This is a genomic window from Pseudogulbenkiania sp. NH8B (genome assembly GCF_000283535.1).
Taxonomy (GTDB): domain Bacteria; phylum Pseudomonadota; class Gammaproteobacteria; order Burkholderiales; family Chromobacteriaceae; genus Pseudogulbenkiania; species Pseudogulbenkiania ferrooxidans.
The window spans coordinates 2707738-2724520 of record NC_016002.1; the positions used below are offsets into that span (position 1 = coordinate 2707738).

The following is a 16783-nucleotide window of genomic DNA, read 5'->3' on the forward strand; positions in this document are numbered from 1 at the left end:
TGATGCTACACCTTTCTGCCACCCCCTCAAGCCGGCAAAGGTCACCGATGGCACCGCAGACACGGGAGTGACCAGCAAGCATCGATAATGCTTGGCCAGTTCCGGCACTACTCCTGTCGCCATGACGCCGATGGACGCCCACTAACGCCGAAGCCGACCTACACTCAGGACACATCCGCCGCCGAGCTTCGTACAAAAACACACCAAAGGAGGTTTCATGCACGATTTGCCCTGGCAATCGCTCGCCCTGAACCCGCTTGCCGCTTTCGGCATTCTGCTGGCGCTGGGTGTACTGGGCGGGCAGATTGCTGTCCGCGTAGCCAAACTTCCCGGCATCACCGGCTACATCCTGAGCGGACTGATCATCGGCCCTTCGGGCCTCAAATTGCTGGACCAACAGTTGATCGACGAGGCCGGCCTGTTCATCCAGCTGGCGCTGGGCCTGGCACTGTTCGACATCGGCCGGCGCGTCGACTTGCGCTGGCTGCGCCGTGAAAAAGCGCTGTTCGCCACCGCCCTGCTGAGCGGCGTCATCACCTTCCTCGGCCTGCTGGCCCTGCTCACGTTCTCGGGCTTTCCGATGGCTCCGGCCTCCTTGCTCGCCGCCATCGGCATCGCGACCTCGCCGGTGGTGCTGCTGGAACTGGTGCGGGAAAGCCGGGCCGAAGGCCAGGTCACCGAGCGCCTGATGGCCTGCACCGGGCTCAACAACCTGTTGAGCCTGACAGTCTTTACCCTGGCACTGTCGTTTACCCATTTCAGCGCCGGCCATGGCGTGGAATCATTCATTCTGCTGCCAGGCTGGCTTCTGCTGGGCTCGGTCCTGCTGGGCCTGGTGGCCGGCCTCCTGGCGATCCGGCTCAACGTCTGGCTGGGCGGAGGCAAGCGAGAAGCGCAGACCGTGCTGATGTTTGGCCTGATCGCCCTGGTGGTGGGACTCTCCGCCATGCTCAAGCTGCTGCCGGCGCTGGCCATCCTGGTCTTCGGCCTGGCCACGCGCAACCTGGAGCGAGGTTATGCCGTAGCCGAACCCAGCCTGTCGAGCCGCTCCAGTTTCTTCTTTGTCGCCTTCTTCGTGGCCGCCGGAGCGCAATTGATGCCGCTGCCCCTGGCAGCGCTGTGGCCGTCCGCCGTCGGCTTCGTGCTGGTACGCAGCCTACTGGCCGCCGGCTCGTGGTGGGTCGCCGCCCGCAGCAACGGCCTCCCCCCAAGGCATGGCGCATTGCTCGGCCTGGGCCTGCTGCCGATGTCCGGCAGCGCCGTCATGCTGATGACGATGGGCGCCCTGACCCTGTCGGCAGGAGCGGCCGAATTCAGCGGCTTCCTGCTGTCAGTGCTATGCCTGACGGAGCTGCTGGGACCCATCGTGACGCGCTTCGCCCTGCGCTGCGCGCAGGAAACCCGCGACTGAGAAAGGAAAGATCATGCTGGAATTTTCGACCAGCCAGCCCCTGACACTGGGCGTGGAACTGGAGCTGATGATCGTCAACCGTCGCGACTACAATCTGACGCGCGGCTCCGACGACCTATTGCACCTACTCGGGCGCCACCCGCACGGCTACGACATCAAGCCGGAGATCACTCAGGGCATGATCGAGATCGGCACCGCCGTGCACAGCGACGTCAACACCATGCTCGAGGAACTACTGGCCATCCGCGCCTTGCTGGTACGCACAGCCGAGAAGCTCAACCTGGGACTCGCCGGCGGCGGCTCCCACCCATTCCAGCACTGGAGCGACCAGCGCATCTACCCCAAGGAGCGCTACCAGCTGGTTTCCGAGCTATACGGCTACCTCGCCAAGCAGTTCACCGTCTACGGCCAGCACATCCATATCGGCTGCCCGGATGGCGACACCGCGGTGCGGCTGACGCACTATCTGTCGCGCTACATTCCGCACTTCATCGCCCTGTCGGCCTCGTCCCCGTTCCACCAGGGGGTCGATACGCTGTTCCAGAGCTCGCGACTGACCAGCGTCAACGCTTTTCCGCTATCCGGCTCGATGCCGTGCGTCGGCAACTGGGACGAGTTCAACGACTACTTCACCGGTATGGCCGATCTCGGCATCGTGGCGAGCATGAAGGACTTTTACTGGGATATCCGCCCCAAGCCGGAATATGGCACGGTGGAAATCCGCATCTGCGACACCCCGCTGGGGGTGGATACCCCGGTGCTGCTGGCGGCGTATGCCCAAATGCTGGCCCGGCAATGCTTCGAGGATGGCTGGAACAATATCTCGCCGGCCCATTACCTGACCTACAGCTACAACCGCTTCCAGGCGTGCCGCTTCGGCTACGACGCGGTGCTGGTGGACGGCGTGAAGAAACGTCAGACCAGCCTGCTCGAAGACATGCTGGACACCCTCAACGGGCTATTGCCGCATGCACAGGCGCTCGGCATCGAGGCACAGCACAATGCCTTGCGCGAGCGGATCCTGCAGCGCCGCCTCGACAGCCATTGGCTGCGCCAGGTCTACGACGACAGCGGCTCGCTGTCCGAAGTGGTGCGCCGCCAGAGCGAGTTCTGGATGTACGAAGCACCCGCGCTCAACGTAAACTGACGTGATGTCCAACTGGATGCCACCCATGTCCTTTGATCTGCCGAGCCAACCCGACCTGTCCCTGCCCGCCCGGTGGTGCGTGTTCGACGAACAGCGCTTGCTGCTCGTCAACGGCACGCTGCCCGGCAGCGAAGCCGCGAGCTGGCCGCTGACCGAGCGGCTGTTCCTGGCGCAACTGGGCGGGGTCAACCTGTTTCAGGGCGAGCTGGTGGGGCCGATGCCGACGAGCGGCGAATGGGTGAGCCTGCGCCAGGCGCTGATGCAGCTGCCGGCCGAGCTGGCTCCTGCGCTGGCGCGTGCGGCACAATTGCGCCAGTTCCGCCGCACCCACCGTTTCTGCGGCCACTGCGCGACCCCGCTGCAGCAGCACGAGCACGACCAGGGACGGCATTGCCCGCACTGCGGCCAGCTCTACTACCCGCGCCTGTCGCCGGCCATGATGGTGGCGATCTATCGTGGGCAAGAGCTGCTGCTGGCACGCGCGCCGCATTTCGCACCCGGCATCTACAGCGCCCTGGCCGGCTTCGTCGAAGCCGGTGAAACGCTGGAAGAGTGCGTGCATCGCGAAGCGTTCGAGGAAGTGGGAGTGCGGCTGAAGAACCTGCGTTACGTCGGCTCCCAATCGTGGCCGTTCCCGCATTCGCTGATGCTGGCCTTCACCGCCGAGTACGCCGGCGGCGACATCGTGCCGCAAGAGGGCGAGATCGAGCACGCCGCCTGGTTTCCCATCGACGACCTTCCCCTTATCCCGCAGTCGATGTCCATCGCCCACTGGCTGATCCGACATGCCGTGACCGAACTGTCGCGCTGATTCGGCGCCGCCGCCAAGCGCAACCACCAGGTCACTGACAAAGCCGCCGTTGCGGCAGAACAGAGGAACAGCCTGACTGGAACGATCCACCGGCGCCTCACAACGCAAGGCCCCGCTCGAGGCGGGGCCTTGTCGCAGGGAACCAGCCCTCAGGCGCGTTCGGGCACGGCCGCCAGCACGGCCTGCAGCAGCCGCCAGGCGTGGCCGACCGTCTCGACCCGCACCCGCTCGCCCGGTGCATGGGCGCCGCGGATGTCCGGGCCGAACGACACCATGTCCATGTGCGGGTATTTGCCGCCCAGGATGCCGCACTCCAGCCCGGCGTGGATCACTTTCACCTCGGCCCGGCGACCGTATTCACGCTCGTAGACCTGCTGGAACAGTTCCAGCAGCGACGACTGCGGATTCGGCGCCCAGCCGGGGTACTGACCCTCTCTCTCCACCTCGGCACCGATCAGCCCGAACAGGCTCTCGATCTCGTCGGCCAATTGCCGCGCCCCGGCGTCCAGCAACGAGCGCACCATGAAATTGGCGAACAGCTTGCCTTGGTCCAGCGCAATCACCCCCAGGTTGTTGGAGGTCTCCACCACGCCCGGCACACGGCGGCTCATGCGCCGCACTCCATGTGGAGCGGCGAGCAAGGCCGCGAAAATCATGCGCTGATCGTCCGGAGACATGGTCACGTTGGCCGAAGCCGGCTCCAGTGTCAGTGTCACTCCGTCGTCCACGCCCGCCAGCTCGAAACGTGCCGCCTGCTGGAACGCGTCCAGCCGCGCCACCAGCTTTTCGGCAGCGCCAGCCGGATAAGCCACCATGGCGAAGGCTTCGCGCGCCAGCGCATTGCGCGCCGAGCCGCCCTGGAACGAGACCACGCGCAGCGCCAGCTCGTGTTCGAGTTCGCGGATCAGCCGGATCAGCAACTTGTTGGCATTGCCACGTTCCTCGTGGATGTCCACCCCGGAGTGGCCGCCACGCAGCCCCTTGACCGACAGGCGCCCCACCGCATAGCCGGCCGGCAACGCCTCCACGGCGTAAGCGCGACGCACACTGACGTCCACACCCCCTGCGCAGCCGAGGTAGAACTCCCCCCAGTCCTCGGTATCGATGTTGATCAGCAGATCGCCTTCGAGCACACCGGTGTCCAACCCGAGGGCGCCTCCCATGCCGGCTTCCTCGTCCACCGTCAGCAGCACCTCGACCGGCCCGTGGGCCACGGTATCGCTGGCCAGCACCGCCAACGCCAGCGCCACGCCGATGCCGTTGTCGGCACCCAGCGTGGTGTCTTCCGCCACCAGCCAACCATCGCGCAGGACTGGCCGAATCGGATCCTTGAAAAAGTCATGCTCCGTGCCGGAGTTGGCCTGGCACACCATGTCGAGATGGCCCTGCAGCACCACCCCGCGCCGGTTTTCCAGCCCAGCCGTGGCCGGCTTCCGGATGATCAGATTGCCGGCACGATCGACCTGCGTCGACAAGCCTTTCAATTCCGCCCAGCCCTGCAGGTAGTCGCGCAGATGCTGTTCGTGCTTGGAGGGGCGAGGAATCTCGCACAGGGTCTGGAAGTGCTCCCACACTTCGCGTGGTTCGAGTTCTGCGATGGCTGTCACGTCGGATCCTAACGCACGGCGGGCCCAGACTGAGAACCCTGCCGGCGAGCTTGCTAAGAAAATGTTATAGGTGTTTCTGCTACCCAATCGACTCTAGCATGCCCTTCGTCCAAGTGTCATGAAGGCAAAAAATCTGGCGAAACACAGCAACCCGGCACCGTCTCCCGCCAGGCTTCCCGGCTACGCCGCCGGCACGTCCTTCCGCCCATTGCCGCGGCATCCAGCAACGCGTCACCCACCCCAGAGAAATAAACTCACCCACCCGCGCCAAGCCTGCAGCGACGGGCCTTTCCGCCCATTGGACCAGCGCAGATCAAAAGACGCAGCCTTGCGTCAAGCAACGTACCCTCACGCTGGCTCAGCGAGATGACCTTCGGGATTCGGGAGGGGATTCGGATAATGTTATGCGACAGCAAAAAGGGGGCGATGAAGCCCCCTCAAACCTATTACCAAAAACAATTCAGAATTCGATCAAATAACCAAATGTTATAGCGCTTCAGCCGTACTCTCGCTCTCCTGCTGCAACAGCCACATCTCCGCGTAGCGACCGTTCTGCTCGACCAGCTGGCGATGGCTGCCGCGCTCGATCACGCGGCCGCCGTCCAGCACCACGATCTCGTCGGCGTCGACCACCGTCGACAAGCGGTGCGCGATAATCAGCGTGGTGCGGTTGGCCGAAATCTCGGCCAGCTCGTGCTGGATCGCCTTCTCGGTGCGCGAATCGAGCGCACTGGTCGCCTCGTCGAATACCAGGATCGGCGGATTCTTCAGGATGGTGCGGGCAATCGCCACGCGCTGCTTCTCGCCGCCGGACAACTTCAGGCCGCGCTCGCCCACCAGGGTGTCATAACCGTCCGGCAGGCCAACCACGAAATCGTGGATGTGCGCCGACTTGGCCGCCTCGATGATCTCCTCGCGGCTGGCGCCGGGACGGCCGTAAGCGATGTTGTAGTAGATGCTGTCGTTGAACAGCACGGTGTCCTGCGGCACGATGCCGATGTGGGCACGCAGGCTGTCCTGCGTCATCTGACGGATGTCGGTGCCGTTGATGCTGATGCCGCCGGCAGTGACGTCGTAGAAACGGAACAAGAGCCGCGACAAGGTCGACTTGCCCGCCCCGCTCGCTCCAACCACCGCCAGCGTGCGTCCCGGCGGGATGCTCAGGCTGACATCGTGCAGAATCTGACGCTTGGCGTCATAGCCGAAGTCGACATGCTCGAAACGCACCCCGGCGGCACGGGTCGCCAGCACCTCGGCCCCGGCGTCGTCAGCCACCTCGGCATGGGTTTCCAGCAGGCCGAACATGCGCTCCATGTCGGCCAACGAGTGCTTGATCTCGCGGTAGATGAAGCCGAGAAAATGCAGCGGCGAGTAGAGCTGGGTCAGGTAGGCCGACACCAGCACCACGTCGCCGACGGTCATGGTATGGTCCACCACCCCCCGCGCCGCCAGCACCATGATCAGCGTTGTACCGGCCGCGATAATGACGCCCTGCCCTGCGTTGAGGAAGGACAGCGATACCTGGTTCTTGATCGCCGACTCTTCCCAGGCGGCGAGATTCGTGTCGTAGCGAGCCGACTCGTAGGCTTCGTTGTTGAAGTACTTGACCGTCTCGTAGTTGATCAGCGCGTCGATCGCCTTGGCATTGGCCTTGGAATCGAGTTCGTTCATGCTGCGACGGAATACCGTGCGCCACTCGGTGACGGTCAGCGTAAACGTGATGTACACCGCGATGGTCCCCAGCGTGACCACGGCAAACCAGCCGTTGTAGCGGTGCAGCAGGATGACCGCCACCATCAGGATTTCCAGCAGCGTCGGCAGGATGTTGAACGCGGTGAAATTGAGCAGGAAACCGATGCCGCGGGTGCCGCGTTCGATGTCGCGGCTCATGCCGCCGGTCTGGCGATCCAGATGAAAGCGCAGCGACAGCTTGAACAGGTGCTCGAACACCGAGCGCGCCACGGTGCGGACCGCGCCCTGGATGACGCGGGCGAAGATGGCGTCGCGAATCTCCCCCAGCAGACCGGCCATCAGCCGGGCCAGGCCGTAACCGAGCAGCGCCGCCACCGGGATCGCCAGCAGGGTGGCCGGCACCGACAACTGGTCGACGATATCCTTCAGGTAGAGCGGAACGCTGACGTTGGCGACCTTGGCCAGCACCAGACAGGTCATCGCCAGCAAAACCCGCCATTTGAACGCCCAGAGGTAGGGCAGCAAGGTTTTCAGGGTTTTGAGGTCGTTGCGATCTTTGGGCGCCGGGCCGCTGTGGGTGAAACGCATGGTGGGTTTGCCTGTTTGCCGAGCTTGGCCGATGATGGACAGGTGGGGCCGCCCCGTCGCCCTATCAACCTCACCAGGATGATGCCGATGTGGATACTGCTTGCCGAAGCCGCCCTTGCCCTTGGGCTTGCCGGCTTTATCGTATGGTGGACCTGGCCCAAACGCTAGGCCGGGCCCGACTCAGTGCAACACGCGCGGAGCGACCAGCTGGAACTCGGGAATCTCCGCCTCGAAACGCTGGCCGTCGTCCGCCAGCATCTGGTAGCTGCCCTTCATGGTGCCGAACGGCGTGCCGATCTGCGACCAGCTGCTGTACTCGTAGCTCTGCCCCGGCTCCAGTCGCGGATTTTCCCCCACCACCCCCATGCCGCGCACTTCCTGCACCTTGCCGTCGGCTTCGGTAATGAACCAATGCCGGCTGATCAACTGCGCGGTTTTGGTACCGCTGTTGGTCAGCCTGATGCGGTAGCTGAACACATAGACATCCGCCGCCACGTTGGAGCGTTCTTCCACGTAGGAGGATTCGGCAGTGACTTCGACACAGTATTCTTTGTTTGCCATTGCTTGGGGATCCGTTCAGGCGGGCCGGGCGGCGCCGATGTTCCCATTCTAGCAGCAATCCCGCCCCGGACCGGGGCACGAAGCATGACGCTACCCGACGATGGGGCTACAATTCGCTTTTCCGTCCAGCTTGTTAGTTCATCTCATGCGCCCATTCCGCATCGCCCCCAGCCTGCTTTCCGCCGACTTCGCCCGCCTTGGCGAAGAAGTCCGTGACGTCATCGCCGCCGGCGCCGACATCATCCACTTCGACGTGATGGACAACCATTACGTGCCCAACCTGACTGTCGGCCCGCTGGTCTGCGAAGCCATCCGCCCTCACACCAGCGCCCCGATCGACGTGCACCTGATGGTGACACCGGTCGATGCACTCGCCGCCAGCTTCGCCAAGGCCGGCGCCGATATCATCACTTTCCACCCGGAGGCCTCGCACCACATCGACCGCACCCTGGGCCTGATCAAAGATGCCGGCTGCAAGGCCGGCCTGGTGTTCAACCCGGCCACCCCGCTGTCCTTCCTCGATCACGTCATGGACAAGATCGACATGATCCTGCTGATGTCGGTCAACCCCGGCTTCGGCGGCCAGAAGTTCATTCCGCAGACGCTGAACAAGGTGCGCGAGGCGCGTCGCCGCATCGATGAGTACACCGCAGCCCATGGCGGCGAGATCTGGCTGGAAGTGGACGGCGGCGTGAAAATCGACAATATCGCCGAGATCGCCGCGGCCGGCGCCGACACCTTCGTGGCCGGCTCCGCCATCTACGGCACCGACGACTACAAGGCCACTATCGACGCCATGCGCGCCGAGCTGGCCAAGGCAGGCTGACCATGTCCAGCGCCGCCATCGTCACCGGAGCCTCGCGTGGACTGGGGCTCGCCCTGTGCAGCAACCTGCTGGCACGCGGCTTCTGCGTGGCGGCGCTAGCGCGCAGCCAGGGCGAGGGCCTGGCCAGGTTGGCCGAAGCCCACCCCGGGCAACTGCACTGGCTCAGCACCGACCTGAGCGACCCGACCCAGCAGGACAGCGCCATCGCTCGCGCCCTGGCCACCCTGCCCCGGGACGGACAGATACTGCTGATCAACAACGCCGGGGTGGTCTGGCCGATCGCGGTGGCCGGCCACTACGACGACCATGCCTTGCGCCACGCCCTGAGCCTCAACCTGGCGGCACCGATGGTGCTGAGCAACCGTTTCCTTGCCGACACCACCGCCTGGAGCGACCGCCGCATCCTCAACGTTTCCTCCGGCGCCGCAGTGAAGGCCTACCCGGGCTGGGGCGTTTACGGCAGCGGCAAGGCGGGACTGGACCACTTCAGCCGCCACCTCGCCGTGGAACAGGCGGCTTCGGCCAACCCTGCACGGGTCGCCGCAGTCTACCCCGGCGTAATCGATACCGACATGCAGGCCGAAATCCGTCATGCCGCACCGGAAAGCTTCCCCAACCTGCCGCGCTTTCTGGCACTGAAACAGGAAGGCGCGCTGGACAGCCCGGAAGCCGCCGCCGGCAAACTGCTGGACTATCTGTTGGGGCCCCGCTTCGGCGAAGAGCCGGTGGTCGACATCCGCGCCCTGCCGTGAGCCGCGGCGCGGTCGGCGCCAGCGCCTGGTGTATACTCGCGGGCAGGACAACCGTTTCCGCCTGCCCGTGCAGGCGCTCACTTTCACGCACCCCATGACAGCAAAACACATCAAGGCCGTGGCGTTCGATCTGGACGGCACGCTGGTCGACTCCATCCCCGATCTGGCCGCCGCCGCCAACGCCATGCGCGAGTACCTGAGCCTGCCCGCCTTGGCCGAACTGCGCATCCAGCAGCACGTTGGCGACGGCATCGCCAGCCTGGTGCACCGCGCCATCACCGACGAGCGCGACGGCCAGGCCGAACCCGCGCTGTGGGAACGCGGCTTCACCTTCTTCGTGCAGTACTACCGCGATCACCTCAACGTACACAGCCGCGTCTACGCCGGCGTGCACGATGCCCTGGGGCTGCTGCGCGCACTGCAACTACCACAGGTGGTCATCACCAACAAATCGGAACGGCTGGCGGTACCGCTGCTGGAGGAGCTCGGCATGGCCTCCTCGTTCAGCATGATCCTGGGCGGCGACAGCCTGCCCGAGAAGAAGCCCTCGGCCCTCCCGCTCCTGCACGCCTGCCAGACGCTGGGCATCCGCCCCGACGAGCTGGCGATGGTCGGCGACTCGCACAACGACGTGCTGGCGGCACGCGCGGCCGGCAGCCTGGCCGTGGCAGTCAGCTACGGCTACGGTGACGCCGCCAGCCTCGAGGCCGACCACGTGGTGGACAGCCTTGTCGAACTCTACGATTTGTTTAAGAATACCTGACATTGTCTGACGCATTTCTGGATACCGTTTGCATCATGAAATTCCTGCCCAACCTGGCCAGCTGGCGATGGCAACCCTGAGCCACACCTCCGTTTGCATCGTTTTCCGTTTCTGGTCATTTTGGGATAAAGCATGACGCACGACGAATTCACCCGCCTTGCCGCCGCCGGCTACAACCGCATTCCGGTCACCCTCGAACTGTTCGCCGACCTCGACACCCCGCTGTCGGTCTACCTGAAACTGGCCAACCAGCCCTACTCCTACCTGCTGGAGTCGGTAGTGGGCGGCGAGCGCTTCGGCCGCTACTCCTTCATCGGCCTGCCCGCCACCACGCGCCTGCGCGTCAACGGCCACAAGGTGCAGGTCGAGTACGGCGACAAGGTCATCGAACAGTACGAAGGCGACCCGCTCGCCTTCATCGACACCTTCCAGCAGCGCTTCCGCACCCCGCCGGTCGAGTCGCTGCCGCGCTTCACCGGCGGCCTGGTCGGCTATTTCGGCTACGACACCATCCGCTACATCGAGAAGCGACTGGCCGCCACGCAGAAACCCGACCCGGTCGGCACCCCGGACATTCTGCTGATGCTGTCGGAAGAACTCGCCGTGGTCGACAACCTGTCCGGCAAGCTCTACCTGGTGGTGTACGCCGACCCGGCGGTGCCCAACGCGCTGATCAAGGCGCAGGCGCGGCTCGGCCAGCTGCGCGCCAAGCTGCGCGAACCGGTGGCCATTCCGCTGTCGCTGCCGAGCCAGCCGACCCAGGCGCGCTCGGAATACGGCCAGGAAGAATTCAAGCACGCGGTCGAGCGTGCCAAGCAATACATCGTCGACGGCGACATCATGCAGGTGGTGCTGGCGCAGCGGCTGCAGATGCCCTATCACGACTCGCCGCTGACGCTGTACCGCGCGTTGCGCAGCCTGAACCCGTCGCCGTACATGTTCTTCTACCACTTCGACGACTTCCACGTGGTCGGGGCCTCACCGGAAATCCTGGTGCGGCGCGAGAACGACACCATGACGGTGCGACCGATCGCCGGCACCCGCGTGCGCGGCAAGAACCGCGAGGAAGACGAACGGTTGGCCGAAGAACTGCTGGCCGACCCGAAGGAAATCGCCGAACACGTCATGCTGATGGACCTCGGCCGCAACGACGTCGGTCGTGTCGCCGACGTCGGCAGCGTCAACGTCACCGACAACATGGTGATCGAACGCTACTCGCACGTGATGCACATCGTCTCCAGCGTCGAGGGCCGCGTTTCTCCCGAGGTTTCGAATATCGACATTCTCAAGGCCGCCTTCCCGGCCGGCACCTTGTCCGGCGCCCCGAAAGTGCGTGCCATGGAGATCATCGACGAGTTCGAACCCACCAAGCGCGGCGTCTACGGCGGCGCCGTCGGCTACCTTGGCTTCTCCGGCGACATGGACCTCGCGATCGCCATCCGTACCGCCGTGGTCAAGAACAACATGCTGTACGTGCAGTCCGGCGCCGGCATCGTCGCCGACTCGGTCCCCGAATCGGAATGGCAAGAAACCCAGAACAAGGCGCGCGCCGTGATCCGTGCCGCCGAACTGGCACAGAGCGGGCTCGACGCTTAAGCCATCTCTACACGCGTACGATGTACGTAAAAGAACACTGGCCCTTCCCACAGGAAGGGCCAGTGTTCTTTTTGATCAATCGAGCAACCACGGGGAGCAAGACCCCGATCGGCTACTTCAGAATGAAAAACTCCACCAGGACATTCTTGAAGATGAAGCCACCGACCCCCAGCCCCAGCACCAGGAACAGCACCGCCGTGCCGAACTTGCCGGCGCCCGACTTTTTGCCCAGATCCCAGATGATGAATCCGATGAACACCACGAGGCCGGTCAGACACACGGCCAGCGAGATATTGGTGAACTGCTCTTCGCTCATTGCAAGTCCCTGATTTGTTTAGCCCCGCCATTATACGGAGCCGATAAAAAAACCGCACCACCCCGGTGCGGTTTTTTATTACGCCGTGCCACTGTTACTTGTTGTACAGCTTGGCGGCAATGCGCATGCGCAGCGAATTGAGGCGGATGAAGCCGGCGGCATCGGCGTGATTGTAGGCGCCGAAGTCTTCATCGAAGGTCGCGATGTTCGGGTCGAACAGCGAATCAGTCTTCGAATCGCGGCCCACCACGATCACGTTGCCCTTGTACAGCTTCAGGCGCACCCAGCCGTTCACGGTGGCCTGCGACGCGTCGATCATGTTCTGCATCATCTTGCGTTCCGGCGCCCACCAGTAGCCGTTGTAGATCAGGCTGGCGTACTTGGCGATCAGCTCGTCCTTGAGGTGAGCCACTTCGCGGTCCAGCGTGATCGATTCGATGGCGCGGTGCGCCTTCATCATGATGGTGCCGCCCGGGGTTTCGTAGCAGCCGCGCGACTTCATGCCGACGTAGCGGTTTTCCACGATGTCGAGACGGCCGATGCCATGCTTGCCACCGAGGCGGTTCAGCTCGGTCAACACCTGGGCCGGGCTCAGCGCCACGCCGTTGATGGCGACGATGTCACCGTTCTTGTATTCGAGTTCGACGTATTCGGCCTGGTCCGGGGCATTTTCCGGCGACACGGTCCACAGCCACATGTCTTCTTCCGGCTCGGCGGCCGGGTTTTCCAGCACGGTGCCTTCGTAGGAGATGTGCAGCAGGTTGGCATCCATCGAGTACGGGCTGCCGCCGCTCTTCTTCTTGGTGATGTCGATGCCGTTTTTCTCGGCATAAGCGAGCAGCTTCTCGCGCGACAGCAGGTCCCACTCGCGCCACGGGGCAATCACTTTGACGTCCGGCTTCAGGGCGTAGTAGCCCAGCTCGAAACGCACCTGGTCGTTGCCCTTGCCGGTAGCGCCGTGCGATACCGCGTCGGCACCGGTCTGGTTGGCGATCTCGATCTGGCGCTTGGCGATCAGCGGACGGGCGATCGACGTGCCCAGCAGGTACTCGCCTTCGTAGATGGCGTTGGCACGGAACATCGGGAACACGAAATCGCGCACGAACTCTTCGCGCAGGTCGTCGATGAAGATGTTTTCCTGCTTGATGCCGAGCGCCACGGCTTTCTTGCGTGCCGGTTCCACTTCCTCACCTTGGCCGATGTCGGCGGTGAAGGTGACGACCTCACACTGATAGGTATCTTGCAGCCATTTGAGGATGACGGAGGTATCCAGGCCGCCGGAATAGGCCAGCACTACTTTTTTAATGTCAGACATTACGTTTTCTTTCGGCGAAATGTTTGGAGTTCCCTTGCAGGAATGTAGGCCTATTTCAGCAGGCGAGCGAGCCGGAGCAGATCGAGCGCCGCCGGAGCAGAGGAAACCTGAATGTACTCAGAGCACATGAGGATTCCGCATCGCTGAGCGAATTAAAAATTCGCCCGCAGTCCGCCGGCACTCAAGGTGCAAAGGCTCAGCCGCCTGATGAAACAGGCTCTTCAGTCGTCTACACGACCCAGCAGGAGATATTCTATTAGGGCTTTCTGCCCGTGCATACGGTTTTCCGCCTCATCCCACACCACGCTTTGCGGACCGTCGATCACGTCGGCGGCCACCTCTTCACCGCGGTGCGCCGGCAGACAATGCATGAACAGGGCATCCGGCTTGGCGCGCTTCATCAGATCGGCTGTGATCTGATAGTTGCGGAACGCTTCCATGCGCGCCACGGACTCCGCTTCGAAGCCCATGCTGGTAAACACGTCGGTGGTCACCAGATCGGCGCCTGCCACGGCGTGCTCGGCACTATGGCTGGGCTCGAAATGCTCTGGGCCGTAATGCTGGCTGTCGAGAGCCTTCAGCTCGTAGCCCACCGGGGTCGCCACCTTGAGCTTGAAATCGAGCAGCTTGGCGGCCTGCAGCCAGGTGCGGCACATATTGTTACCGTCGCCCACCCAGGCCACGGTCTTGCCCTTGATCGAACCACGATGCTCGATAAAGGTCAGGATGTCAGCCAGAATCTGGCACGGGTGATACTCGTTGGTCAGCCCGTTGATCACCGGCACGCGGGAATTGGCGGCCAGACGCTCGACATTGGATTGCTCGAAGGTGCGGATCATGATGATATCGCTCATGCGCGACAACACCCGCGCCGTATCCTCGATCGGCTCGCCGCGCCCCAGCTGCGACGTGTTGGCATCGAGGAACATGGCGTGGCCGCCCAGCTGCGACATGCCGGCTTCGAACGACACCCGGGTGCGGGTGGAGTTCTTCTCGAACACCATCGACATCACCTTGCCTACCAGCGGACGGTACAGCTCTCCGGAGCCATGTCGTCGCTTCAGTACCTGGGCACGCTGGAAGAGGTACTGGTAGTCATCGCGGTTCAGGTCACTGAATTGCAGGTAATGTCTTACTTGCGTCATGGTCACAATCCAAAATAAATGGCCGCCGGGCCCGGAAGTCTCGCGCGGCGGCACGTACTACACGCTGGTTGCAAAATTATCGGTACATCAGGATGTCGCAAAATGTGGCCAATCGGCCGAAAACTTACACAAATGCGACAAACCTTATATTTATCGGAAATCGGCCGAACTGGCAAGCAATCAACTGAACAATATTCTGCTCGGCAATTGCAAAAACTCTACCGAACTTAGAACCCGCACAACGTAATCACCAGAATTACCTGCCAAGCCGTGCATTTCTATGGTTTTTTGTGCTTTTTGCAGGCGCGCCAGGTAGGACAGGATGCTCTCGTCGATCACCTGGCCCGGCACCAACACCGGAATCCCCGGCGGGTAGGGAACGATCTGGTCGCAGCACACCCGCCCTACCAGCTCGCCATTCGGCCGCCCCTCATCATCCAATAAGGGCAGACGTTCCCCTTCTTCATAAAAGGCATCGCGTGGCAGACACGCCAGCCGGCTAAAATGGGGAATCTCCGGCAGACGCCGCGGGGTATGCCGCGGTCGCTTTTCCTTGGCCAGCCGCAGCATGGCATCGTGCAGCCGCGATACCTTGCTGCGCGTGGTGCCGATGGTCAGCAACAACGTAACCGTGCTGAATGTCGACTTCTCCACCTGGATGTTGTAGCGCTCGAACAAGGCCTGCTGCAATTCATCCGCACTGAATCCGGAGCCGGTGATATCGATCGTGAGCTTGGTGGGATCAAGCCGGATACCATCCTCCCGTACCTCCTCCGGGAGCAGATCCTCCAATTCCAGCACGCGAAATACTCCGGTCGAATCGATCTTCTGCCGCAACTCCTGGGCCAGCCTCAATGTACGCTCCAGCAACCGATACCCCTCCATCACCGCCTGCTTGCGCGCCACATCGAGGCTGGCAATCAGGTTGTACTGGGGGCTGGTCGAGGCATGCATATTGAAGTTTTCTCGAAACAGATGCTCGTCGAAGTCGGGGTCGTTGACGTGAATCATGCCCGCCTGCGAAAAGGCCGACAGCACCTTGTGGGTGCTTTGCGTGACATAATCCGCCCCCGCCTCCAGCGCGGTGGGCCGAAGCTGCGGATGGAAGCGGGCAAAGCCATACCACGCCTCGTCCACGACTACCTTTATCCCCCTGGCGTGAGCCGCCTCGACGATCGGTTCGAGATCGTAGCGCAACCCATCGTAAGTGCACGAGGTCAGAATCAGCACCCGCGCCTCCGGGTGCGTCTGGATGGCGGCGAACAGGGTGGCTTTCGACACCGGCCCGAAAATGCCGTACTTGGGATTGATCGAGGAATCGAGATAGACCGGGCGGGCACCGGACAGGATCACACCGTGATGCACCGACTTGTGGCAGTTACGATCCAGCAGCAGCGTCGCGCCCGGCGTCAACAAAGTCTGGAAAATGACCTTGTTCGATGTCGATGTGCCATTGGTGGCGAAATAGGTCTTGCGCGCGCCGAACGCCTTGGCGGCCAGCGCCTGCGACTCGGCGATCACTCCGGTCGGATGCAACAGCGAATCGAGCATGGGCACCGACACCGATAAATCGGCCCGCAGCATGTTCTCGCCGACGAATTCGTAGAAATCACCCACCCATGGGCTGCCTTTCAGCGAGTCACCCCCGGAATGCCCCGGTGTGTGCCAGGAATCCTTGGCCATCCGTACGTACTGTTTCAGCCGGTCGTAGAACGGGGTAGCCGATTTTTCGGCCAATTCGGCCGTCAGAATCCGGAACCAACCGCTGAAGTCGAGTTCATCCCGGTAAAAATAGCCATCCACGGCATGACTGGCCATCTCCTCGACCAGCAGTTTCTGGTCATCGTCCACCAGCAGGATGTACAGCGACAATTCGGGACGGAAGGCGACGATCCGGTTCGCCAACTGCACCGCCGGCTGGGCAAGACCTTCCTCACCCAGCTGTTTGTCGACCAGGACGATCTGGATATCCCCGTCGGCCGCCACCCTCTCCATGGCTTCGCCCAGCCGGGCCGCTCCAAGAAAGCTAAGACCGAAGGGATTCTCCAGCTGCATCGCCGCCGCCCCCAGCCCCGCCAGCACTTCCCCTTGCCATTTGGCATCGTCGCTCACCACCAGCACTCGGCTCACGGGTGTCATTTACCCCTCCTCCCGACTCAACGCGATGATGCTGACCCATGTCAGTACGACATTCTGTTCACATGCTAGTTTTGCCCTCATCCTAGCTCGCGGACAGTGGTGCGTCATTGATGC

14 protein-coding genes are annotated in these 16783 nt (G+C 63.0%); 7 read left to right on the forward strand and 7 right to left on the reverse strand.

The features are described 5' to 3' along the window. Positions 1-217: 217 nt before the first annotated feature. From NH8B_RS12440 to nudC, 3 genes are read left to right on the forward strand one after another with little or no spacing between them, the layout of a single operon-like run. Complete coding sequence (locus tag NH8B_RS12440; protein ID WP_014087627.1) at positions 218-1411, forward strand: cation:proton antiporter; 1194 nt, start codon at positions 218-220, stop codon at positions 1409-1411. Between the two features lie 13 nt (positions 1412-1424). Further along, positions 1425-2558, forward strand: a complete 1134-nt coding sequence (locus NH8B_RS12445) for a YbdK family carboxylate-amine ligase (protein ID WP_014087628.1) — start codon at positions 1425-1427, stop codon at positions 2556-2558. Positions 2559-2583: 25 nt separating this feature from the next. After that, a complete protein-coding gene (nudC, locus tag NH8B_RS12450; protein WP_014087629.1) occupies positions 2584-3369 on the forward strand; it encodes an NAD(+) diphosphatase in 786 nt (261 codons plus the stop codon). A 149-nt stretch (positions 3370-3518) separates the two neighbouring features. On the opposite strand, the gene NH8B_RS12455 is transcribed toward nudC, so the two are convergent. The 3 genes from NH8B_RS12455 to apaG form a co-directional block, all read right to left on the reverse strand. Then, the gene (locus NH8B_RS12455) at positions 3519-4976 is read right to left on the reverse strand and encodes an aminoacyl-histidine dipeptidase (RefSeq protein ID WP_014087630.1); all 1458 of its coding nucleotides are present in this window, start codon (positions 4974-4976) and stop codon (positions 3519-3521) included. A 486-nt stretch (positions 4977-5462) separates the two neighbouring features. Next, the gene (locus NH8B_RS12460) at positions 5463-7256 is read right to left on the reverse strand and encodes an ABCB family ABC transporter ATP-binding protein/permease (RefSeq protein WP_014087631.1); all 1794 of its coding nucleotides are present in this window, start codon (positions 7254-7256) and stop codon (positions 5463-5465) included. A 180-nt stretch (positions 7257-7436) separates the two neighbouring features. Next, positions 7437-7817 (reverse strand): Co2+/Mg2+ efflux protein ApaG, encoded by a 381-nt coding sequence (gene apaG, locus NH8B_RS12465; RefSeq protein ID WP_008953633.1) that lies wholly within the window; start codon positions 7815-7817, stop codon positions 7437-7439. Positions 7818-7962: 145 nt separating this feature from the next. On the opposite strand from apaG, the gene rpe reads away from it, so the two are divergent. From rpe to trpE, 4 genes are all read left to right on the forward strand, one after another. After that, entirely contained in the window at positions 7963-8643 is a 681-nt protein-coding gene (gene rpe / locus NH8B_RS12470; RefSeq protein ID WP_008953632.1) for a ribulose-phosphate 3-epimerase, read from the forward strand. 2 nt (positions 8644-8645) lie between these two features. Beyond that, the gene (locus tag NH8B_RS12475) at positions 8646-9395 is read left to right on the forward strand and encodes an SDR family NAD(P)-dependent oxidoreductase (RefSeq protein ID WP_014087632.1); all 750 of its coding nucleotides are present in this window, start codon (positions 8646-8648) and stop codon (positions 9393-9395) included. A 94-nt stretch (positions 9396-9489) separates the two neighbouring features. After that, a complete protein-coding gene (locus tag NH8B_RS12480; protein ID WP_173387081.1) occupies positions 9490-10158 on the forward strand; it encodes a phosphoglycolate phosphatase in 669 nt (222 codons plus the stop codon). Between the two features lie 132 nt (positions 10159-10290). Beyond that, positions 10291-11754 carry an anthranilate synthase component I gene (gene trpE / locus NH8B_RS12485; protein ID WP_014087634.1) on the forward strand — a complete coding sequence of 488 codons (1464 nt, stop codon included), beginning with the start codon at positions 10291-10293 and terminating at the stop codon, positions 11752-11754. A gap of 112 nt (positions 11755-11866) precedes the next feature. Here trpE and NH8B_RS12490 read toward each other — a convergent pair whose 3' ends face one another. The 4 genes from NH8B_RS12490 to NH8B_RS12505 all read right to left on the reverse strand — a co-directional run bounded on the left by NH8B_RS12490 (position 11867) and on the right by NH8B_RS12505 (position 16669). Then, on the reverse strand, positions 11867-12070 hold the full coding sequence (locus tag NH8B_RS12490) for a DUF2788 domain-containing protein (protein ID WP_008953628.1): 204 nt from the start codon (positions 12068-12070) through the stop codon (positions 11867-11869). A 94-nt stretch (positions 12071-12164) separates the two neighbouring features. Then, positions 12165-13385, reverse strand: coding sequence for an argininosuccinate synthase (locus tag NH8B_RS12495; RefSeq protein ID WP_014087635.1), 1221 nt, complete (start codon positions 13383-13385; stop codon positions 12165-12167). Positions 13386-13606: 221 nt separating this feature from the next. Beyond that, complete coding sequence (argF, locus tag NH8B_RS12500) at positions 13607-14530, reverse strand: ornithine carbamoyltransferase (RefSeq protein WP_014087636.1); 924 nt, start codon at positions 14528-14530, stop codon at positions 13607-13609. A 180-nt stretch (positions 14531-14710) separates the two neighbouring features. Next, complete coding sequence (locus NH8B_RS12505; protein WP_014087637.1) at positions 14711-16669, reverse strand: aminotransferase class I/II-fold pyridoxal phosphate-dependent enzyme; 1959 nt, start codon at positions 16667-16669, stop codon at positions 14711-14713. Positions 16670-16783: the final 114 nt, after the last annotated feature.